Below are 20813 nucleotides of genomic sequence, written 5' to 3' on the forward strand. Positions count from 1 at the left end.
AGGTCTCGATACGCCCTCGGCTAGCGCCTCGGCCTACTCGACCACCCTAAAAGGCCACGCTGATCGAGCAAGCCTGCGAGATCACCGCACGCGGTCTCGATGCGCTCCGTCGCTCCGCTCCTGCGCCCCAGGCTGATCGAGTAAGCCTGCGAGCGCAGCGAGCAAGCGCATCGAGATCGCCCCGCACCCCCCAGGTCTCGATACGCCCTCGGCTAGCGCCTCGGCCTACTCGACCACCCTAAAAGGCCACGCTGATCGAGCAAGCCTGCGAGATCACCGCACGCGGTCTCGATGCGCTCCGTCGCTCCGCTCCTGCGCCCCAGGCTGATCGAGTAAGCCTGCGAGCGCAGCGAGCAAGCGCATCGAGATCACCCAGCACCCCAAGGGTCTCGATACGCCCTCGGCTAGCGCCTCGGCCTACTCGACCACCCTAAAAGGCCACGCTGGTCGAGCAAGCCTGCGAGATCCCCCGCACCCGGGTCTCGACCAGCCTGGAAGGAACGGCTCGCTCCCCTAGGCCGCGGAGGTGACGCGGTAGACGTCGTAGACGCCTTCGACGTTGCGGACCACGTTGAGGACGTGGCCGAGGTGCTTCGGGTCGCCCATCTCGAAGGTGAACTTGCTGACTGCGACGCGGTCCCGGTTCGTCGTCAGGGTCGCGGAGAGGATGTTGACGCGTTCGTCGGCCAGCACTCGAGTGACGTCCGACAGGAGGCGGTGGCGGTCGAGGGCCTCGACCTGGATCGCGACGAGGAAGACCGACGTCGGGTTCGGCGCCCAGCTCACCGGCAGCAGCCGCTCGGGCTGCGACCGCAGGTCGTCGGCATTGGTGCAGTCGGCGCGGTGGACGCTGACGCCGCCGCCCCGGGTGACGAAGCCGAGGATCTCGTCGCCCGGCACCGGCGTGCAGCATTTGGCGAGTTTGACCAGAACGTTGTCGACGCCCTCCACGACCACGCCGCTGTCGCCGGACTGTCGGCGCCGGCTCGTCGACGAGGGCGTCGCGCGGGCGGCGATCTCTTCTTCGGCCGCGTCGACTCCGCCGAGCATCGCGACCAACCGGTGCACCACTCGGCCCGCGGGCACATGGCCTTCGCCGACCGCCGTGTACAGCGCGTCGACGTCGTTGAAGCCGAACTCCTTGGCCAGCGCGTTGATCGACTCCCCCGACACCAGGCGGTGCACGGGCAGTCCGCCGCGCCGGACCTCCTTGACGATCGCGTCCTTGCCGGTCTCGAGCGCCTCTTCGCGGCGCTCCTTCGCGAACCACTGCCGAATCTTCGCCTTGGCGCGCGGTGAGACGACGAAGTTCTGCCAGTCCTGGCTCGGCCCGGCGTTCTCGGCCTTGGAGGTGAACACCTCGACGACCTCGCCGTTCTCCAGCGCCCGTTCGAGCGCCACCAGGCGACCGTTGACGCGGGCGCCGATGCACCGGTGCCCGACCTCCGTGTGCACCGCGTAGGCGAAGTCGACGGGCGTCGACCCGGCGGGCAGGGTCACGACGTCGCCCTTGGGGGTGAAGACGAAGATCTCCTTGACCGCGAGGTCGTAGCGCAGCGATTCCAGGAACTCCCCCGGATCCGCGGCTTCCCGCTGCCAGTCGAGCAGCTGCCGCATCCACGCCATGTCGTCGACTTCGGCGACATCGGTCGACTTGCGGCCCTTGCCTTTTCGGCCTTCCTTGTAGCGCCAGTGCGCGGCGATGCCGAACTCGGCGGTCCGGTGCATCTCGAAGGTGCGGATCTGCACTTCGAGCGGTTTGCCCTCGGGTCCGATCACCGTCGTGTGCAGAGACTGGTAGACGCCGAAGCTGGGCTGCGCGATGTAGTCCTTGAAGCGGCCGGCCATCGGCTGCCACAGCGAGTGGACGACGCCGATCGCCGCATAGCAGTCGCGCACCTCGTCGCAGAGGATCCGCATCCCGACCAGGTCGTGGATGTCGTCGAAGTCCTTGCCCTTGACGATCATCTTCTGATAGATCGACCAGTAGTGCTTGGGTCGCCCTTCGACGGTCGCGGTGATGCGGGAGGCGGCGAGGGCGTTGTTCAGATCCGAGCGCACCCGGGCCAGGTAGGTGTCGCGGCTGGGGGCGCGGTCGGCGACGAGGCGAACGATCTCCTCGTACTTCTTCGGATGCAGGATCGCGAACGAAAGGTCTTCGAGCTCCCATTTGACGGTCGCCATGCCGAGTCGGTGCGCGAGCGGCGCGATGACCTCCAGCGTCTCGCGGGCCTTGCGCGCCTGCTTCTCCGGCGGCAGGAACCGCATGGTGCGCATGTTGTGGAGCCGGTCGGCGACCTTGATCACCAGCACCCGCGGGTCGCGCGCCATCGCGATGATCATCTTGCGGATGGTCTCGGCCTCGGCGGCGCTGCCGAGCGCCACCTTGTCGAGTTTGGTCACGCCGTCGACGAGGTGCGCGACCTCCATCCCGAAGTCCTTCTCCAAGGCCTCCAGTGAATAGCCGGTGTCTTCGACGGTGTCGTGCAGGAGGGCCGCGACCAGCGTGGTCGTGTCCATGCCCAGGTCGGCGAGAATGGTCGCGACCGCCAGCGGGTGCGTGATGTACGGGTCGCCGGACTTGCGGAACTGCCCCGAGTGATGTTCGTCGGCGACCGCGTACGCCTGCGCCAGGACGGCGACGTCGGCCTTCGGATACACCTCGCGGTGCAGGGTGACCAGGGGCTCGAGCACCGGTGCGACCCCGCTGCGGGGAGCCGCCGTCATCCGGCGGGCCAAGCGCGCACGCACGCGGCGCGAGCTCAGCGGGGAACCGTCGTCCGGGCGCCTGGTCTCGGGATCGCTCATAGGGCGATCGTACTCAGCCTTCGCAGAGCGTATGCACCTGCACGGCCGGACCGATGCCCGACCGAATCGCTTCCCGCCCGGTGAATCCGGCCAACTCCATGATGACGGCGATGGTGTGCACGTGCGCGCCCGCGCGGTGCAGCAGTTGCGAGGCGGCGACCAGGGTTCCGCCGGTGGCCAGCACGTCGTCGATGACGGCGACCCGGCGGCCGGCGAGATCGAGGCCGTCGGCGGGGATCTCCAGTCTCGCGGTGCCGTACTCGAGGGCGTAGTCGACGCCGATGACCGGCGGCGGCAGCTTCCCGCCCTTGCGGACCGCGACGAGACCGGTGCCCAGTTGCCGCGCGACGGCGCCGCCCAGCAGGAATCCGCGGGCATCGATGCCCGCGACGAGGTCGGCCCCGTCGCACGCGCGGGCCAGGGCGTCGACGACGGCGTCGAGACCGTCGGCGTCGGCGAGGACCGGCGTCAGATCTTTGAACGCGATGCCCGGCGACGGGAAGTCGGGCACCAGGCGTGCGTGCCGTTCGATCGCGGCCTGGGCGCGCGTCAGGGAGTGCGCCGAGGGTTGCCCGAGCGTCATGAGACTGTCCACCGATCCATGTTCCATCCCGTGCCCGACACGCCGAACCCGGGCACCACTTGATTCACCGACACCGATTCGCGGGCCCGGACGGTGCCGAACAGCGGGATCGTCGGCAGCTGATCCCACGCCGCGGTCTCGATGGTACGCAGCAGCGGCAGCCGCGCGCTGTCGCTGGTGGTGCCCGCCAGCTCGACGATCGCGTCGTCGACGGGCTTACTGCGGAAACCCGACAGGTTCAGCGGATCGCCGCGGTACAGGGAGAACGTCTCGGGAAAGCCCGAGGCGGTGCTCGACGCGGCGAAGCTCCCGTCCGACAGGAGCAGGGCGTCGGTGTCCTCGCCGAGTGCGGTCACCGTCGTCTCCGGCGAGGCCGCGTCGGTGACGGTGAGCCCGGCGGGTCGGCAGGCGTCGGCGATCATTCGCACCGCCTGGGCCGACTGCGGGTCCGGGGCGAGGTAGCCGATCCGGACGGTCGGCTTCGCGCGCCGACCGCCGTCATCGATCTCCCGCTGCGACAACAGGTCTCGTGCTCGGGGCACATCCGACCGCGGATAGCGCCGACCGTATTGGACGTTCAGCGAGGTTCCCAGCGGGTCGGCGGGCGACGCCGACCGCAGGTTCCACACGATTCCGTTGGCGCCGAACTCCCGCGCGAGCGCGTCGCGGGGCATGCAGGCGGCGAGGGCCTTGCGGACGAGCGGATCGGCTGCGACGCCCTTGGCGGCGAAGACGAGCTGGGTGACCGACAGCGGCGGCGGCTCGCGCAGCGCCGTGCGGTCGGCCGGGGCGCTCGTCGACGCGGCGCCGGACAGCTTGTCCGCGAGCGCGAGGTCGCCGGTGTCGACGACCGTCGCCCGCGATCCCTGCAGGGCCGACTGGCCGTCGGTCCCGCGCGGCCACACGGTGATGGTGTCGGAGTCGGGCGCCGCACCCCACCACTTGTCGTTCGCGACGAGCTTCAGGCCGCCGTCGACGGTGTAGGACTCGATCCGGTAGGGCCCGGCTGACGGGAAGGCGTTCTCATCGACGGCCTTGCCCGGGGTGAGGGCGAAGCCGGTGTTCCACGCCTGCGCGATCTTGGCGATCGCCGCCTTGTCGCCGCGGCGGATCGGGTCGACGACGTTCGGCACGCCGGCCTTCTTCGCGACCACGTGGGCGGGCAGCAGTGTGCCGGCGCCGAACAGCTCGTTCCACTGGCGGTAATTCGTGCCGCGCTTGAAGACGACGGTCGCGGCGCGTTCGCCCGCGCCGCAGTCGACGCGCGCGATGTCGCGGTAGCCCGCGTTGGTGGCCGCGGCGAAGCCCGGCGTCGTCCCGCTCATCGCGGTGGCGGCCAGGAGCAGGTCGTCGCAGGCCAGCGGCGTGCCGTCGGAGAAGACGGCACCCTTGGTGAACTCGTAGCGCAGGGTCGGTTCCGGCCCCGGTACCGGGGTGACGGTGCCGACGTCGCGATCGGCGATGATCTGTCCCTCGGGTCCGACGATCGAGAAGCCCGGCAGGACCCGGGTGAGCGCCATGACGGCTCCGTCGGCGTGACCGTCGACGGTGTTCGCGTTGTACGACGCGACGCGGGCGTCGATCACGTAGTCGACGTCCGATCGCTCGGCGCCGCCGCAGGCGACGAGCACGCTGCCCGCGGCCGCGCCGACCGCGAGCAATGCTGCGGCACGGCGCAGCCGCGGGTGACTCATGCGGAGACCTTCTCCCGTCGCGCGAGGACCTTGGCGGTGTGCCGTTTGACGTCGGCCTTGCGTTCCTTCATCGACACCACCCACGGGGAGGCGAGGAACACCGACGAGTAGGTGCCCACGACGACGCCGACCAACTGGATCAGCGCCAGGTCCTTGAGCGTGCCGACCCCGAGCATCCAGACGGCGACGACCATCAGCGCGATGATCGGCAGCACCGAGATGACGGTGGTGTTGATCGACCGCATCAGGGTCTGGTTGACCGCGAGGTTGGTCTGCTCGGCGTAGGTGCGCCGGGTGGTCGCGAACACCGATCTGGTGTTCTCCTCGACCTTGTCGAACACCACGACGGTGTCGTAGACCGAGAAGCCGAGGATCGTCAGCAGGCCGATGACGGTCGCCGGGGTCATCTCCCAGCCGATGATCGAGTAGATTCCGGCGGTCACCACGAGGTCGAAGATGAGCGACGCCATCGCGGCTATCGACATCTCCTTGTCGAAGCGGACGGCGATGTACACGAACGCCACCACCAGGAACACGGCCAGGGCGATCAGCATCTTGCGCGTGATCTCCTTGCCCCACGTGGAGCTGACGTCCGACGAGCTCACATCGGCCTGGGTCACCTCGGGCGCGAAGGCCGTGCCGAGCGCATGCAGCAGTCGCCCGGTCTCGTCGGAGGAGAGCGTCTCGGTCCGAAGCTGGATGGTCGCCGAGTTGCCCGTGCCCGCCTGCTGCACCGACTGCGGCGACTTGCCGAGCGTGTCGGAGAAGACCTTGGACACCTCACTGGTGCTGACCGCGCCGCGAACCGGGACCGACACCTGCGTGCCGCCCTCGAAGTCGATGCCGAAGGTGAACCCGCGGATCACGATCGAGAGCAGGCAGATGACGACCATCACCCCGGAGATCGCGTACCACATGCGCCGCTTGCCGATGACGTCGAAGGCTCCGGTGCCCGAGTAGAGCCGGGACAGGAACGACTGACTGGTGTCGGCGACGTAGTCGGCGTCGGCCCATTCGGTCGTCGCTTTCTTGTCACTCACTGCGACTCCCCTCCTCTGATCGCTCGGCGGCCGTCGCCTCGGTGCGGGCCTTCGCGGCGGCCGCACGCCGGGCGCGTGCCACCTCCGACACCGCGCCCAGACCGTTGACGGCCGGACGCGACAGGAATTCGTTGCGGCTGGCCAGGACCACCATCGGATGGGTGACCATGAACACGATCACGATGTCGATCAGGGTCGTCAGGCCGAGGGTGAAGGCGAAGCCGCGGACGGCGCCGACGGCGAGCAGGTAGATGATCGCCGCGCCGATGAAGCTGACGGCGTTACCGGTCCACACCGTGCGGCGTGCGCTCTGCCAACCGCGGGTGACCGACGACCGGACGGTGCGACCTTCGCGCATCTCGTCCTTGATGCGTTCGAAGTAGACCACGAACGAGTCGGCGGTCATGCCGATGCCGATGATCAGACCGGCGATGCCGGCCAGGTCGAGGGTGAAGCCGATCCACCGCCCGAGCAGGACGATGATGCCGTAGACCATGGCGCCGGCGAAGACCAGCGAGAGCACCGACAGGAAGCCCATCGCCCGGTAGTACAGCAGCGAGTAGATGAGCACGAGGATCAGACCGACCAGGCCGGCGATCAGACCGGCCTGCAGCGAATGCAGGCCGAGGGTCGCCGAGACGGTCTGGGCGTCGGACATCGCGAACGAGAGCGGCAGCGAACCGTACTTGAGGGCGTTGGCCAGCTGTTGGGCCTCGGCCTGGGTGAAGTTGCCGCTGATCTCGGTGGTGCCGAGGATCTGCTGGTTGATCGCCGGGGCGCTCAGCACGCGGGTGTCGAGCGTCACCGCGGTCTGCGTGCCGACGTGCGAGCCGGTGTAATCGGCCCAGGTCTTCTTGCCGTCGCCCTTGAAGTCGACGTTCACCGTCCAGGCGCCCGCCTGGTTCTGGCCCGCCTTGGCGTCGGCGATGTCGCGGCCGTCGATCAGCATCGGCTCCAGCAGGTACACCATGCCGTCGCCGTCACCGCAGGTCACGAGGTACTCACCGGGCCGGTCGTGGCCGATGAGGGGGTCGTTGGCCGACGGCGAGCAGTCGAGCTTGGTCATCTCCTCCCGCAGCTTGGCCAGCGTGGCCTCGTCGGCCTTGGCCGGCGCCTGCCGCAGCGCCCGCTGCTCCTCGATGGCGGCGGCCTGCTCGGCGGGAGTCATGTCCGCGACCTTCTTGGCGGCGGGGTTCGGCTTCTGCACCTGCGCGGGGAGCTGCTGCACCACCGGGCGAATGTAGAGGCGGGCCGTCTGGCCGAGCGCGCGGGCCTGCTTGCCGTCGTCGCCCGGAACGGTGATGACGATCGTGCTGCCGTTGACGACGACCTCGGAGCCGCCGACGCCCAGACCGTTGACGCGCTGATCGATGATCTGGCGGGCCTGGTCGAGCTGTTCGGCGGTCGGCGCCTTGCCGTCGTCGGTGCGTGCGGTCAGCACCACGCGGGTGCCGCCCTGCAGGTCGATGCCGAGCTTGGGCGTGGGGCTGCCGCCGCCGGTGAAGAACACCAGCGCGTAGATCAGACCCAGGAGTATGAAGAAGACCGTGAGGGGTTGCCACGGCGGCACCTCGGGCCGCAGTCTGCTCCCCCCGCCGCGAGGATTGGGGTTAGTCACCTGAGTGTTCTACTTCTCTTCGTTCTGCTCTTTGTCGAGCGACACGGTGTCGTCGGCGGATTCGTCCAGTGACGTGAACTCCTCGGCGTCGCCGGTGTCGGGGGCGACGACCTCGCGGATCGCGAGACGATTCCACTCGGTCACCACGCCGGGCGCCACTTCCAGGGTCACCACGTCGCCCTGGTCGGCGTCGACGACGGTGGCGAACAGGCCCGAGTGCAGTTGCACGCGGGCGCCTGCGGTCAGCGAGTTCTGCATCTCGCTCTGCGCAGCCGCACGCTTCTTCTGGTTGCGGATGCTGAAGAACATGAAGCCGGCCATCAGCGCCAGCATCAACGGGAGGATCAACGATTCCATGCGAACCAGTGTGCCAGGCGTCGGGCCGGGCGCCGTCCAACAGGTACCCGTCGGTCAGTCGAACAGGGTCTCGGTGCCGTCCTCGCGCGCACGGACGCCGTGCACCTGGTCCACGGCGTCGGGCGGCGGAGTCAGCCCCAGGTGGACCCAGGCGGCCCCGGTCGCGACTCGTCCGCGCGGCGTTCGCGCGATCATGCCCGCGCGCACCAGGAAGGGCTCGCACACCTCTTCGACGGTGGCGGGCTCCTCCCCGACCGCCACGGCCAGGGTCGAGACGCCGACCGGTCCGCCGCCGAAGCCGCGGACCAGGGCGCCGAGCACCGCGCGGTCGAGTCGGTCCAGGCCGAGTTCGTCGACGTCGTACACCGCGAGCGCCGCGCGCGCGGCGGTCACGTCCACTCGCCCGTCGCCGCGCACCTCCGCGTAGTCGCGCACGCGTCGCAGCAGGCGGTTGGCGATGCGCGGGGTCCCGCGCGAGCGTCCGGCCACCTCGGCGGCCGCGTCCGGCTCGATCGGGATGCCCAGGATGGCGGCCGAGCGGGTGATGACCCGCACCAGTTCGCCGGTCTCGTAGAACTCCATGTGCGCGGTGAACCCGAACCGGTCGCGCAGCGGGCCGGTGAGGGCGCCCGACCGCGTGGTGGCGCCGACCAGGGTGAACGGCGCCACCTCCAGCGGAATGGAGGTGGCACCCGGGCCCTTGCCGACGACGACGTCGACGCGGAAGTCCTCCATCGCCAGGTACAGCATCTCCTCGGCCGGTCGGGCGATGCGGTGGATCTCGTCGATGAACAGGACGTCGCCCTCGACCAGGTTGGAGAGCATCGCGGCCAGGTCGCCCGCGCGTTCGAGCGCCGGCCCCGAGGTGATGCGGATGGCGGCGCCCATCTCGGCGGCGATGATCATCGCCAGAGAGGTCTTGCCGAGGCCAGGCGGTCCGGACAGCAGGATGTGGTCGGGGGTCCGACCGCGTGCCCGCGCCGCGTGCAAGACCAGCTCGAGCTGCTCGCGCACCCGCGGTTGTCCGATGAAATCGGCCAGGCTGCTCGGTCGCAGACCGGCGTCGAGGTCGCGATCGCCCGGCAGCGGTCCCGCGCTCAGGAAGTCGTCGCCGTCGAACCCGAGATCCGACGGGCCGACCTCCGGCTCGGGCGTCATCGGCGGGGTCCGAGCGCCGACAGCGCGGCGCGCAGGAGGGTCGACGAGTCGGCGCCGGGATCGGCGGCGACCACCGCGGCCACGGCCTTCTGCGCCGCCTGCTCGGTGAAGCCGAGACCGACGAGCGCCTCGGTGACCTGTCCGCTCACGCCGCCGACGACGGGCGCCCCGACCGCCCCGGCGGCCCCGGGTGCGGCGGTCACCTTGTCGCGCAGCTCCACCACGAGGCGTTCGGCGACCCGCTTGCCGATGCCCGGCACCGCGGTCAGCGCTTTGGCGTCGGAGCCGGCCAGAGCCGTCCGCAGGCTGTCGGGTTCGAGAACGGCCAGGGTCGCCATCGCGAGCCGCGGCCCCACTCCGGTGACGGTCTGCAGCAGCGCGAACAGGTCGCGGGCTTCAGGATCGGTGAAGCCGTACAGGGTCATCGAGTCCTCGCGGACCATCATGGTGGTCAGCAACCGCACCTGACTTCCGCGTTTGAGGGTGCCGAGCGTCGGCGGCGTCGCGAGGACCCGGTAGCCGACGCCGGCACATTCCACCACCGCGTGGTCGAGCGCGATGTCGATGACTTCTCCGGAGACCGACGCGATCACAGCGCAGCCTTTCCGCCCAGCACGACGCGGGCCTCTTCCTGGGCCGCCTTGAGGCGGGCCCGATGACGGTTCTGTGCGGCGCGGGCCTTCTTGGCGGCCTCTTCCATCCGGTCGTTGACCGGTCCGCGCCAGCAGTGGCAGATGGCCAGCGCCAACGCATCGGCGGCGTCGGCGGGTTTGGGCGCGGTCTGCATCCCGAGGATGCGGGTGACCATCAGGGTGACCTGCGCCTTGTCGGCGCGGCCGGAGCCGGTGACCGCCGCCTTCACCTCGCTGGGCGTGTGAAAGCGCACCGGAATGTCCCGCTGGGCCGCGGCGAGCGCGATGACGCCCGCAGCCTGCGCGGTGCCCATCGCAGTGCTGACCTGGCGCTGCGCGAAGACCCGCTCGATCGCCACCACTTCGGGGCGATGGGTTTGCATCCAGTGGACGGCGGCGTCGTGTATCGCGAGCAGCCGCTCGGCGAGGTCCTGGTCGGCCGGAGTGCGCACCACGTCGACGTCGAGGGCGGTCACGGTGCGCCCGGCGCCCGACTCCACCAGCGCGATGCCGCACCTGGTCAGGCCGGGGTCGACGCCCATCACACGCACTCGAGTCCACCTCCGATCAAGAATCCACGGTCAATCAAGAACCGCCGCCGATCAAAACCGCCGCCGCACCCGTTCCGGGTACGGCGGCGGCCTTTGAGAACAGTTGTTCGATAGCGTATCAGTCGTTCTCGAGTTCGGCGAGCACCTCGTCGCTGATGTCGACGTTCGAGTACACGTTCTGGACGTCGTCGGAGTCTTCCAGCGCGTCGATCAGCTTCATCACCTTGCGGGCGCCCTCGGCGTCGACCGCGACCTCCACCGACGCCCGGAAGTCCGGTTCGGCCGAGTCGTAGTCGATGCCCGCCTCCTGCAGCGCGCTGCGGACGGCGACGAGATCGCCCGGCTCGCTGACCACTTCGAAGCTCTCGCCGAGGTCGGTGACCTCTTCGGCGCCCGCGTCGAGCACCGCCATGAGGACATCGTCCTCGGTCTGACCGTTCTTCTCCAGCGTCACCACGCCCTTGCGGGTGAACAGGTACGAGACCGAACCCGGGTCGGCCATGTTGCCGCCGTTCCGGGTCATCGCCACGCGCACCTCGGTGGCGGCACGGTTGCGGTTGTCGGTCAGGCACTCGATGAGCACCGCCACGCCGTTCGGCCCGTAGCCCTCGTACATGATCGTCTGCCAGTCCGCGCCGCCGCCCTCTTCACCGCCGCCGCGCTTGCGCGCCCGCTCGATGTTGTCGTTGGGGACCGACGACTTCTTGGCCTTCTGAATCGCGTCGAACAGGGTCGGATTGCCGGCCGGATCACCACCACCCGTGCGGGCTGCCACCTCGATGTTCTTGATCAGCTTGGCGAACATCTTGCCGCGCTTGGCATCGATGACAGCCTTCTTGTGCTTGGTGGTGGCCCATTTGGAGTGGCCGCTCATTGTGGTGTTCCCTTCTTGAATGTCCAGATGCCGGTGAGGGCACGGGCAGATTCTACGCTGTGGCCACCATATCGACGAAGTACTCGTGCACGCGCACGTCGCCGGTGACCTCGGGGTGAAACGACGTCGCCAGCACGTTTCGCTGGCGGACCGCGACGACACGCCCGGCCGCCGGGCCGTGGTCGACCTTCGCCAGGATCTCGACGTCCGGGCCGGTCTCCTCCACCCAGGGCGCGCGGATGAAGACCGCGCGCAGCGGCGCCGCGTCGGGTCGATCAGTGATGCCCGCAAAGGCCAGATCGGTCTCGAAGGAGGCCACCTGGCGCCCGAAGGCGTTGCGACGCACGGTCACGTCGAGGGCGTCGAGGTGCCGGGCGTCGGGCCGGGTGTCGAGGATGCGGGAGGACAGCAGGATCATGCCCGCGCACGAACCGTAGGCCGGCAGCCCCTCCCGCAGCCGGGCGACCAGCGGCTCGTACAGCTCGAAGACGCCGAGCAGGCGGCTCATCGTCGTCGACTCGCCGCCCGGCAGCACCAGGCCGTCGACCGACTCCAGCTCGGCCCGGCGGCGAACCGGGATCGCGCGGGCGCCGCAGGCGGTCAGGGCGGCCAGATGCTCGCGGACGTCGCCCTGCAGGGCCAGGACGCCGATCGTCGGGGTCACTGCGCGGGCTTCATGATCGAGGCCGCGGAGGCGGGCACCCCGCTGCGGGTCAGTCCCTCCTGAGTGACCGCCGCGACCATCCGACCCGCGCGGTCGAAGATCCGCCCCTGGGTGAGGGCGCGACCGCCGCCCGCCGACGGCGAGGTCTGGTCGTACAGCAGCCAGTCGTCGGTCCGGAAGGGCCGCAGGAACCACATCGCGTGGTCGAGGGAGGCGTTCTGCGTCTTCTCCTCCGGGTGGATCACCGCCGACGACCCCAGCAGCGTCATGTCCGACATGTACGCCAGCGTGCACACGTGCAGGAGATGGTCGTCGGGCAGCGGGAAGCGGTAGCGGAACCACACCCGCTGCTGGGCGGCCAGACCCGGGAACTTCGCGGTGTCGGACTGCCCGACGATCCGGACGTCGAAGTTGTCCCACTCGGCGAAGAGCATCTTCTGGGCGTCGGTCGCGACGTCGATCTCGCTCGGCAGGGTCTCCGGGTCGGGGGCGATCGGCATCGTGTCCTGATGCTCGATCCCCTGGTCGTCGGTGATGTGGAAGGACGCCGACATCGAGAAGATCGTCTCGCCGTCCTGCACGCCGTTGACCCGGCGCGTCACGAACGACCGGCCGTCACGGATCCGGTCGACCAGGAAGACGGCCGGCTTGTCGGGCCGTCCCGGGCGCAGGAAGTAGCCGTGCAGCGAGTGCACGGCGAAGGCGGGGTCCACCGTCCGGGTGGCCGCCACCAGCGCCTGCCCGGCGACCTGACCGCCGAAGGTCCGCCTCAGCTGGCTCGGGAACGCCCCGCCGCGGTAGATGTCGTTGTCGATCCGTTCCACCGCCAGGATCTCTTCAATGCTCGCCACTTCGTGATTATCGCACCGCGACATGCGACGGTCGGCGGCCCGGGTGGTCCTGGGCCCCGCGGGTATGGTCGGCGACATGGCCGACGAGAGCACGTCCGAGTCCCTGACCGATCGACTGCGCACCGTGTTGGACGGCAGGTGGGGCTCCACCCGCGACGCGGTCCGCGCCCACATCACCGACCGCCACCTCCTGCCGCGCACCGACCTGTCGCTCGCCGAATATCGCAGCCGGGTCCTCGACGAGATGGGTGCGATGGTGCCGCTGGGCTTTCCGGCGGCCGGGTTCGCACCCGCCCACGGCGGCACCGGCGACGTCGGCGCGGCGGTGACCGCCATCGAGACCCTCGGCTACGGCGATCTGTCGCTGATGGTGAAGGCCGGAGTCCAGTGGGGACTGTTCGGCGGGGCGATCGAGAACCTTGGCACCGACGTGCATCACGAGCAGTACGTGCGCGGGCTGATCGACCTCGACATCCTCGGCTGCTTCGCGATGACCGAGACCGGCCACGGTTCCAACGTGCAGTCACTGGAGACCACCGCCACCTACGACCCGGCCACCGAAGAGTTCGAGATCACTTCTCCCACACCGAGTTCCCGGAAGGACTACATCGGCGGCGCCGCCGCACACGCTCGATACGCCGCGGTGTTCGCGCAGTTGGTGACCGGCGGCCCGGGCGAGGCGCCGGTGAGTCGGGGCGTGCACTGCTTCGTGGTCCCGATCCGCGACGAGGGCGGCGCCGACCTGCCCGGCGTCCAGACCTCCGACTGCGGTTTCAAGGGCGGACTGCCCGGCGTCGACAACGGCCGACTGATGTTCGACCGGGTCCGCATCCCGCGCGAGAGTCTGCTCAACCGGTACGCCGACGTCGCTCCCGACGGCACCTACTCCAGTCCCATCGAGTCCGACAACCGGCGCTTCTTCACCATGCTGGGCACCCTCGTGCGCGGCCGCGTCACCGTCGGCGCGTCGGCCGGGGCCGCGGGCCGCTTCGGCCTCGCTCTCGCCGTCCGGTACGCCCTGGTGCGCCGCCAGTTCCAGGCACCCGACGGCGAGCACGAGCAGCTGCTGATGGACTACCGGACCCACCAGCGCAGGCTGCTGCCGCTGGTGGCCCGGGCGTACGCCTTCGCGATCGCCCAGAACGAGGTGACCGCCGAACTGCACCGGCTGCAGACCGCCGACCCCGACGACGTCGACCACGACCGGGTCCGGCTGCTCGAGACCCGTGCCGCCGCCATCAAGTCCGGCCACACCGCGCTCGCCCAGCAGGCGATCTCAGCGGCTCGCGAGGCCTGCGGCGGCGCGGGCTACATGTCGGAGAACCTGCTCCCCCTCCTCCGCGGCGACATCGACGTGTTCACCACCTTCGAAGGCGACAACCTGGTTCTCACCCAGCTGGTGGCCAAGCATCGGCTCACCTCCTACGCCGAGGACGTCGAGGGACTCGACGCGATCGGGTGGATCAAGTTCGTCGCGAACATGGCCACCGACGTCGCCCTGGAGAAGACCGCGGCACGCCAGGTGGTGCAGACCCTGCTCGACGACTCCGATGAGGACCCGGAGAACAGCGCGCTGACCCACCCGGGCACCCAGTTGCGGCTGCTGCGGAACCGGGAGGATCACCTGACCCGCACCGCTGCCGCCCGGATCCGGCGCGCCCGGGACGACGACGCCGACCCCCTGGAGGTCTTCACCGACACCCAGGACCACCTGGTGAAGGTCGGTGAGGCGCACATCGAGCGGATCGTGCTGGAGAGCTTCGTCGACGCCATCGGCGAGGTCACCGACTGCGAGACCCGAACCGTCCTCAAGCAGGTGCGCAACCTGTTCGTCTACTCGCTGCTGGAGGACGATCTCGGCTGGTTCCTGATGCACCGTCACGTGAGCGTGGAGCGCGCCAAGGCGATCCGGCGCGGGGTCAACGACCTCTGCGGAACGCTGCGACCGCACGCCGGCGCACTCGTCGACGCCTTCGGGGTGCCCGAGGTCTGCCTCGACGTGCCGATGCTCCGGCACGGCTGAGGCCGACGCGGGTGCTCGCGCGGCATCACAGCTCATCGAGGTCGACGATGCCGTCCTGAATGGCGCGGGCGACGAGCGCGGCCTTGGTCGACGCGGGTCGGCCGAGATCGGCGTACTTGGCGCGAATCCGGGTCAGGTGGGTGTTGACGGTGCCGAGCGAGATCGACAGCGCCTGCGCCACGGCCGGTTTCGAGTCGAGCATCAACCAGGTGCGCAGCACCTGGATCTCGCGTCTGGTCAGGTCCGGGTGCGGGTGCGACGGCCGCGGCGGCTTCACCGGCTGCGGCGCAGGTGCCGAGGGTGCCGAGGGTGCCGGGACGGCGCACAACCCTCGTCCGGGCAGGGGTCGTCCGGGCAGGGGCATGGCCCGCCTGCGGAGCCGATCGAGGGCCTCACGCCGCCGCTGATCGAGCAGTGGGACGGTTTCGCTGACGGTCATCGCGGGTTCCTTCCGTAGCACGGACCCCGAGTGTCCGCGGCTGATGAAGGGAACGCTATGGCGTTCGGTCACCGCCGTCGATGGGGAGAACTACCCATGGCATCATTGCTGGTCAGAGCCTCGATTGCGGGCGTACTCCGCGTCGAGCAGGCCGAGGTCGTCGCGGCTGACGACCCGTGTCGACAAGGCGTACTCCACCAGCCGCAGCCGACGGTTGGTGGCGAGGCGACCGCCGCCGCCGCGCAGACCGCTGACCCCGATCAGGTCGAGCTTGTCGCAGACGTTGTCGAGCTTGCGGTTGAACTTGGTCAGCGACCAGCCCAATCGGCGTGCGGCCTGCGCCGACGTCGGGATGGCGCTGGCCCCGGTTCCGTCGCGCCGCAGAATCGCCTCCGCGAGCACCAGTATCGCGAGGCGCTGGCTGTCGGTGAAGTTCGGCACGCCGCGCGTGGTCTGTCCGCCGATGAGGAATTCGACGGTCGGGGCGCTGACGTCGAGTCGCCGGGCCTCGACCCCGATCTCGTAGGTGGTCGGGCCCGCGGTGAAGACGATGCTCGTGCGGCCGAAGACGAGCGGCATGCGCGCCCCCGGTCCGAGGGTCGCGGTGAAACCGGCGTCGGCGGCGGTCACCGTCGCCGACAGATGGGTGCCGAGGTTGGTCAGCCACCACATGCCGTTCTCGTCGTGGAGCCCGAGGAAGCGACGGTGCAGGTACGGATTGTCGTCGAGGGACAGGGTGGCCTCGCGCCCGATGTAGAACGGTGCGCCCGCCACGACCGGCCACCGTTCGCCGCAGTACTCGACGAAGGTGGAACCCGCCTGCGGGGGCACCGTCACTCCGCGGCCGGCGCGCTGCCCGTCTGCGCGTCGCCCGTCTGAGCCTGCTCCGTCTGCACCTCTTCGACCTGTGCATCTTCGGTCTGGGCGCCGTCGGTCGGGGCATCGTCGACCGCGAAGTCGACCGACAGAACGGCGACCGTGACGTTGTCGTGGGCACCGCTCTCCAGGGCGGCCTCCACCAGGGCCGCGGCCGCCACCTCGTTGTCGGGCGCCGTCTCCAGGATCACCGCGATCTCGTCGTCGGCGAGTTCGCCGTCGAGTCCGTCCGAGCACAGCAGCACGATGTCGCCCGGCGTCGCCTCGAAGGCGTAGTAGTCGGCGACCGGCACGGCCATCCCCGCGCCGAGAGCCCGGGTGATGACGTTGCGGCGCGAGTCCACGCGCGCCTGCTCGGGCGTCAGCAGCCCGGCGTCGACGAGCTCCTGGACCTGCGAGTGATCGACGCTGACCTGATTCAGCCGGCCGGCCGAGTACAGGTAGGTGCGGGAGTCGCCGATGTTGAACGACACCCAGCGCGGCTCACCCCTGTCCATCGCCAGCACGACGCCGGTCGCCGTGGTGCCGGCCCGTCGCCCGGTCTCGGAGCCGAGCTCGCCGATGCGATCCTGCGCCTGCACGAGCAGGTCCTTGAGGTTCTCGCGGGTCTCGTCGACGGCCTGTCCGACCGGCGCCTGTGCCAGGGTCCGCAGCGCCGCCTCGCTGGCCAGCTCGCCGCTGTCGTGCCCGCCCATGCCGTCGGCGACGATGTAGCGGCCCGGACTGGCCAGGGCCGCATCCTCGTTGGCCTCTCGAACCCGTCCCACGTGGCACGCCACAGCCCAGTCGACGCTCACGTCGCCGATCTCGTGGCGGCCGGCGACTGCTTCGTCGCGCAGAATCCTCGGTTCGTCCATCGTGCTCCCTGCGATCAGATGTCGGCGCTCACCGGTCGATCACCGACCGCGCCCGGCAGGGCGCCCGTTCGGTCTGTCCGTCCGCCCCATGGTGCCGCATTGCGTCACGCCACAGAGTCTACTTACCAGAGTCTCAGACAACTGCCAGTGGACTCGCGCGTCGGCACCGAAGCCGCGCGGTGGAGGCGTGCTTGGAAGGACGAACCGGACCCCCTGGGAAGAAGGTTACTGACTCGCGTGTGAGCGTCCGGACTACCTACCGGACTCGCCGTCGTCTGCCGCCGCCGACGGCAGGCGCGGGTCGGCGCGATGACGGTTGGCGCAGCGCGAGCAGCCCGTAGGCGGTGGCCCCGGGGATGGTGATCAATGCGAGGGCTGCACCGGCCGGGGTGGGTCGGCCTTGATCGGCGAGCAGCAGCATCGCGGGCGATTGCAATGCGGCGGTGGTACAGCCTGTCCAGGTGATCAGCCAGGCCACGCGAGGCCGCCACCGCCAGGTCTGCGCCACGAGCGGCGCGAGGAACCCGCCGAGTGCGAGCAGCCCGGCCACGACGAGGACGCTCCGCTGCGCGATGGCGTCCATGGACTGGGGCCCGCTGTTTCCGGGACCGGAGAGGCCCCACCACAGCATGGCAGCGGCGAAGGGCAGGAGACCCAGGACGCCGGCCAGGAGCGTCCACCGCGTGGGAAGCGGTGGGAATCGGTTCAGCCGAGAGCTCCACCTGATGAGCGCGTAGCGCCAGGCGAGCAAGAACAGGGAGATCGCGAGCAGGCAGAAGCCGCCGTAGACGAGCGCGAACACCCACCCGCTCAGGTGGTCCATCCCGTCGGTGTGCAACTCGCCGTCGACGGCGAGTTGCAGGAGACTGCCCAGCGGCAGCCCGATGAGGATCGGAGCCAGCAGACCGGTGGCACTTGCGCCGATGCCCAGCATCACCCACGCCGGCACCCTGACGCCGCGCGGATGGATCAGCCCGATCGCCAATGCAACGGCGATCAGCTCGAGCCCGATCGTAACGTTGTTTCCCACGACCAGGCGCGTGCTGTGCATCTCGGCGGCGGCGCTCGCATCCTTGAACCCGACGGTCGATCCGGTCAGCCACAGCACCTTGAGCGCGACGTACGGCACGATGGCGACGATCACGAGCCCGAACGCGAGTGGAACTGTACGGGAGCGGTGAACGCTCGACGGCCCTGCGCCATGGTCGATTGCGATGTACACGAGCTCGCGCACCTTTACCCCTTTCAGACAACTACGAATGGAGTGATCCGGAGACTACCACTACAGGTACAGTGGTTCAATGTGCGGAGGAACAGCCACCGAAGGGCAACACTCGTCGATGCTGCGATCGAGGTGCTCGCGGAACAGGGTGCACGCGGTTTGACCTTCCGTGCCATCGACGCGGCCGCAGAGGTTCCGCCGGGGACGGCGTCGAACTACTTCGCAGGGCGCGACGACCTGCTCGGTCACATTGCCGCCCGCGTGTACGAGCGGATTCGGCCAGACGAGGAGAGCATCGCCCGCCAACTCGTCGGCGAGCAGGACCGCGACCATCTCGTCACCGTGATGCGCGCGGCCGTGCGTCGGATCTCGGAGTTTCGCTCGGGCTACCTGGCACTGCTCGAGCTTCGACTCGAAGCCACGCGCCGACCCGAGATCCGAGCGGTTCTCACCCGCGACGTCCGGAAGGACATCGACGATAACGTGTCGGCGCATCAGGCATCCGACTTCCCCGGCGACGCGACCTCGGTGCGACTGCTGCACCTTGCTCTGAACTGGCTGATCGTCGAGCGGCTCACCCTCCCAGACGTGTTCTCCGAGGAGGAGGCCGAGGAACTCATCGGAGATGCCGTGGAGCGGCTCACCTGACGGCCGCAGCCGTCGGTACGTCATCACAGCACAGGCCCGATGACGGCCGATCGATCTGAGCGCCGGGTCCACAGCAGGGCGACGGCGACGAGTCCCGCAAGGCTGGGCAGCAGGCCCAGCCAGCCGATCAGCGGCGGGAGGCCGGTGTCGCCGGAGGTGTCGCGGATCGTTAGATCGAAAAGTGCGATGCTCGCGCCGACGATCAGTCCGCCGAGTGCCGCCCATGGTGCCCATCGCTTGCCGACCCAGGCGGCGGCGATGCACGCGGCCCAGCAGATCAGGCCGAGGACTCCGACGATCGCCAGCCCGGCCAGGTACGTGTCGGTGGCCGTTGCCACCTCGGACGCCGAGTAGGACGGGTACCCCGAGGCGATGTGCCGCGAAATCAGTTCCCCGCGGGGCGAGCCCAGGAACGGAACGGCGGTGACCGTCGCCGTGAGGACGAGCCCGAGACACATGGCGATGATCGCGGAGTGGGACGTGGTGGTGGTGCGCATGAGAGTGCCTTCCTGTTGACGATCTTTCCGGTGGAGACTCGGATTTCGGGGATGGGTTCGGGGGTCGGCGGGCCGGTTCACCGCGGCCTGAGTCGAGTCGGGACCGATGCCGCGGTGGCCGATCGCGAAGCCGGTGAGGGCGAGCAGGGCTGCGGCCGATACCAGGTACGGCACCGCGGTACCGACTTCGTACAGCCCGTTCCCGATCAGCGGTGCGGCGGCGAAGGCCACGGCGACGGTCGCGTTGACCAGGCTCGCCACCGACCCCTGTTCCGCGGCGGTCGCTCGCAGGCTCGGTGCCGCGGAGACGCCGGGCATCCCGAACCCCAGCCCCGCTCCGAGCATCGCGACCCCGAGGGCGAGCCACAGTGCAGTGGGGGCGGCCGCGACGACGATCATTCCGGCTGTCATCGTTGCGCATCCCACGCGGATGAGGCGGTGCGGCGGCCATGCGAGCCTGCGGACGACGACCGCCTGCACGACCACGATCAGCGCCGCGCCGGCGAGGGTGATCAGGCCGGTCTGCACGCCGGTGCGGTCGGTGGGCACGTGCATGCGGTCCTGCAGCAGGAAGCCCGCGGTCATCAGGACGATGGTGATCGCGCTGTAGAGACCGGAGCCGATCAGCAGGAAGGGCCAGATCCGCCGATCGAGCACCCGAACCCGCTTCGGAGCAGCGCCGAGTGGCTGAGCGGAGGCCCGCGGAAGGCGCGCAGCCAGCACGATCGCGATCAGAACGAGGACGACCGGGGCCGCGTACATCGGAACCAGCAGCCCGCCGATGCTGAGCAGTCCGCCGAGTGCAGGCCCGACAGCGAGCCCGAGACCCTGCGCGGCACCGAAACTCGCCATGCCGCGGACCCGCTCGACCTCACCCGCCGTCGCGGCCGCGATATAGGACTGCGCGGTGGCCGGAGTCGCGGCCCAGGCGATGCCGAAGAGCAGACCTCGACTCAGGACGACCAGGACGAACACCAACCATGTCGGTAGCGAACCCGACAGCCCGATCTGTGCGACGAGTGCGAAGCCGGCCAGCCCCACTGCCGCACCGCCGAGCGAGGTCAGCAGCACCGTCCGGTGCCCCCGAGCGTGTGCGCGCCGGACCCAGAACCCGCTGGCGAAGACGACCCCTGATGCGCCGACGGCCATCACGACGCCCAGGGCGAGCTCCGAGAGCCCGAGCTCACGGGCCAGCGGGGCCAGGATCGGAGTCACCATCTGCTGCCCGGTCATCAGGCCGAACACAGCGACGCACACCAGCAGGATCGGTCGCACACTCGACGGCGGATCGGAACCACGCGAGACCGGTGTTGCCGTGGGAGCGGAGACTGCAGCCGAGGCATTATCGAACATGTTCGGAAAGTAGCACTCGATACGTTGGGAGGCAACCATGAATGAGCCTGGGCAAGCCGTCCTGCGAT

At 69.6% G+C, this 20813-nt stretch carries 19 protein-coding genes; 2 read left to right on the forward strand and 17 right to left on the reverse strand.

The genetic code is table 11. The features are described from left to right. Positions 1-513 precede the first annotated feature (513 nt). The 12 genes from AAFO60_RS00765 to AAFO60_RS00820 form a co-directional block, all read right to left on the reverse strand. Positions 514-2808 (reverse strand): RelA/SpoT family protein, encoded by a 2295-nt coding sequence (locus AAFO60_RS00765; RefSeq protein WP_347954250.1) that lies wholly within the window; start codon positions 2806-2808, stop codon positions 514-516. A 13-nt stretch (positions 2809-2821) separates the two neighbouring features. Then, entirely contained in the window at positions 2822-3391 is a 570-nt protein-coding gene (locus AAFO60_RS00770) for an adenine phosphoribosyltransferase (protein ID WP_347954251.1), read from the reverse strand. Beyond that, positions 3388-5085, reverse strand: a complete 1698-nt coding sequence (locus tag AAFO60_RS00775) for an ABC transporter substrate-binding protein (protein WP_347954252.1) — start codon at positions 5083-5085, stop codon at positions 3388-3390. Before AAFO60_RS00775 ends, AAFO60_RS00770 begins: the two co-directional genes overlap by 4 nt. Beyond that, positions 5082-6125, reverse strand: a complete 1044-nt coding sequence (gene secF / locus AAFO60_RS00780; RefSeq protein ID WP_347954253.1) for a protein translocase subunit SecF — start codon at positions 6123-6125, stop codon at positions 5082-5084. The genes AAFO60_RS00775 and secF overlap by 4 nt, the downstream gene beginning before the upstream one ends. Continuing rightward, entirely contained in the window at positions 6118-7743 is a 1626-nt protein-coding gene (gene secD, locus AAFO60_RS00785) for a protein translocase subunit SecD (RefSeq protein ID WP_347954254.1), read from the reverse strand. Before secD ends, secF begins: the two co-directional genes overlap by 8 nt. A gap of 9 nt (positions 7744-7752) precedes the next feature. Continuing rightward, positions 7753-8100 carry a preprotein translocase subunit YajC gene (gene yajC / locus AAFO60_RS00790; protein ID WP_347954255.1) on the reverse strand — a complete coding sequence of 116 codons (348 nt, stop codon included), beginning with the start codon at positions 8098-8100 and terminating at the stop codon, positions 7753-7755. Positions 8101-8154: 54 nt separating this feature from the next. After that, positions 8155-9258, reverse strand: coding sequence for a Holliday junction branch migration DNA helicase RuvB (gene ruvB, locus AAFO60_RS00795; RefSeq protein ID WP_347954256.1), 1104 nt, complete (start codon positions 9256-9258; stop codon positions 8155-8157). Next, complete coding sequence (ruvA, locus tag AAFO60_RS00800) at positions 9255-9851, reverse strand: Holliday junction branch migration protein RuvA (RefSeq protein ID WP_347954257.1); 597 nt, start codon at positions 9849-9851, stop codon at positions 9255-9257. The genes ruvB and ruvA overlap by 4 nt, the downstream gene beginning before the upstream one ends. Next, positions 9848-10441 (reverse strand): crossover junction endodeoxyribonuclease RuvC, encoded by a 594-nt coding sequence (gene ruvC / locus AAFO60_RS00805; RefSeq protein WP_347954258.1) that lies wholly within the window; start codon positions 10439-10441, stop codon positions 9848-9850. The genes ruvA and ruvC overlap by 4 nt, the downstream gene beginning before the upstream one ends. Positions 10442-10559: 118 nt before the next feature. Then, positions 10560-11315 carry a YebC/PmpR family DNA-binding transcriptional regulator gene (locus AAFO60_RS00810; protein ID WP_347954259.1) on the reverse strand — a complete coding sequence of 252 codons (756 nt, stop codon included), beginning with the start codon at positions 11313-11315 and terminating at the stop codon, positions 10560-10562. Positions 11316-11367: 52 nt separating this feature from the next. After that, entirely contained in the window at positions 11368-11979 is a 612-nt protein-coding gene (gene pdxT, locus AAFO60_RS00815) for a pyridoxal 5'-phosphate synthase glutaminase subunit PdxT (protein WP_347954260.1), read from the reverse strand. Continuing rightward, positions 11976-12830, reverse strand: coding sequence for an acyl-CoA thioesterase (locus AAFO60_RS00820; protein ID WP_347954261.1), 855 nt, complete (start codon positions 12828-12830; stop codon positions 11976-11978). The genes pdxT and AAFO60_RS00820 overlap by 4 nt, the downstream gene beginning before the upstream one ends. A gap of 64 nt (positions 12831-12894) precedes the next feature. Between AAFO60_RS00820 and AAFO60_RS00825 the strand changes: the two genes are divergently transcribed. Continuing rightward, positions 12895-14853: an acyl-CoA dehydrogenase gene (locus AAFO60_RS00825; RefSeq protein ID WP_432211684.1), complete on the forward strand. Its 1959-nt coding sequence runs from the start codon at positions 12895-12897 to the stop codon at positions 14851-14853. 25 nt (positions 14854-14878) lie between these two features. On the opposite strand, the gene AAFO60_RS00830 is transcribed toward AAFO60_RS00825, so the two are convergent. The 4 genes from AAFO60_RS00830 to AAFO60_RS00845 form a co-directional block, all read right to left on the reverse strand. After that, positions 14879-15292: a response regulator transcription factor gene (locus tag AAFO60_RS00830; protein WP_347954263.1), complete on the reverse strand. Its 414-nt coding sequence runs from the start codon at positions 15290-15292 to the stop codon at positions 14879-14881. 102 nt (positions 15293-15394) lie between these two features. Continuing rightward, positions 15395-16129 (reverse strand): hypothetical protein, encoded by a 735-nt coding sequence (locus AAFO60_RS00835; protein WP_347954264.1) that lies wholly within the window; start codon positions 16127-16129, stop codon positions 15395-15397. Continuing rightward, on the reverse strand, positions 16126-17025 hold the full coding sequence (locus AAFO60_RS00840) for a PP2C family protein-serine/threonine phosphatase (RefSeq protein ID WP_347954265.1): 900 nt from the start codon (positions 17023-17025) through the stop codon (positions 16126-16128). The genes AAFO60_RS00835 and AAFO60_RS00840 overlap by 4 nt, the downstream gene beginning before the upstream one ends. A gap of 256 nt (positions 17026-17281) precedes the next feature. Continuing rightward, positions 17282-18169 carry a hypothetical protein gene (locus AAFO60_RS00845; protein WP_347954266.1) on the reverse strand — a complete coding sequence of 296 codons (888 nt, stop codon included), beginning with the start codon at positions 18167-18169 and terminating at the stop codon, positions 17282-17284. 159 nt (positions 18170-18328) lie between these two features. On the opposite strand from AAFO60_RS00845, the gene AAFO60_RS00850 reads away from it, so the two are divergent. Further along, positions 18329-18895 carry a TetR/AcrR family transcriptional regulator gene (locus tag AAFO60_RS00850; RefSeq protein ID WP_347954632.1) on the forward strand — a complete coding sequence of 189 codons (567 nt, stop codon included), beginning with the start codon at positions 18329-18331 and terminating at the stop codon, positions 18893-18895. A 23-nt stretch (positions 18896-18918) separates the two neighbouring features. Here the strand turns inward: AAFO60_RS00850 and AAFO60_RS00855 are convergent, their stop codons facing one another. Further along, positions 18919-20745 (reverse strand): MFS transporter, encoded by a 1827-nt coding sequence (locus AAFO60_RS00855; protein ID WP_347954267.1) that lies wholly within the window; start codon positions 20743-20745, stop codon positions 18919-18921. Positions 20746-20813 lie beyond the last annotated feature (68 nt).

Origin of the sequence: Gordonia aichiensis, from assembly GCF_039946255.1 — a bacterium.
Taxonomy (GTDB): Bacteria; Actinomycetota; Actinomycetes; order Mycobacteriales; family Mycobacteriaceae; genus Gordonia; species Gordonia aichiensis_A.